The sequence below is a fragment of the Vibrio sp. 1562 genome (assembly GCF_033340155.1).
GTDB lineage: Bacteria > Pseudomonadota > Gammaproteobacteria > Enterobacterales > Vibrionaceae > Vibrio > Vibrio alginolyticus.
Window position 1 is genome coordinate 1 of the sequence record NZ_JAWOVY010000530.1, and the last position, 605, is coordinate 605.

The window sequence follows — 605 nt, forward strand, 5'->3', positions numbered from 1 at the left end:
TTACGGCAATGGATACCGGCGTAGCGATCCTTGCTGGTGTCGCGATGTTCCCGGCAATGTTTGCTTTCGGCATGGAGCCAGCAGCAGGCCCAGGTCTGGTGTTCGTCGTTGTTCCTCAATTGTTCGCGGAAATGGGCGGTGTGATTGGTTTGCTACTTGCGCTTCTGTTCTTCATCGGATTAACGGTAGCGGCGCTTACCTCTTCGGTTTCATTGTTAGAAGTAGTGGTTTCTTACCTTATCGATGAGAAAGGCATGAAACGTTCTAACGCAGTAGTTTCAGCAAGTGTCGTGATGGCATCACTTTGTGTCTTTGCATCGCTTTCGCTAGGCGGTATGGGACCAACGCTATTTGGTACCGGCGCATTCGATATCTTCGACCTACTGACAGACAAAATCTTCCTAGCGGTTGGGGGGATGTTGGTATGTATCTTTGCTGGCTGGCGCTTAAACCGTGCAGAGCTTGAAAAAGAAATCACGAATGATGGCGAAGTATCATTCCCACTATTTGGCTTATGGTACAACCTCGTTAAATACGTCATTCCGGTAGCGATTGCTATTGTTGCCTTCATGGGCATTAAGTCTGGCTTCGATAGTGGCAAAGGC

The 605-nt window shown here is 48.8% G+C and carries 1 pseudogene; it reads left to right on the forward strand.

What is annotated here, in order from left to right:
• Positions 1-605, forward strand: a pseudogene (locus R7Z49_RS26225) (sodium-dependent transporter); the annotation flags it as partial.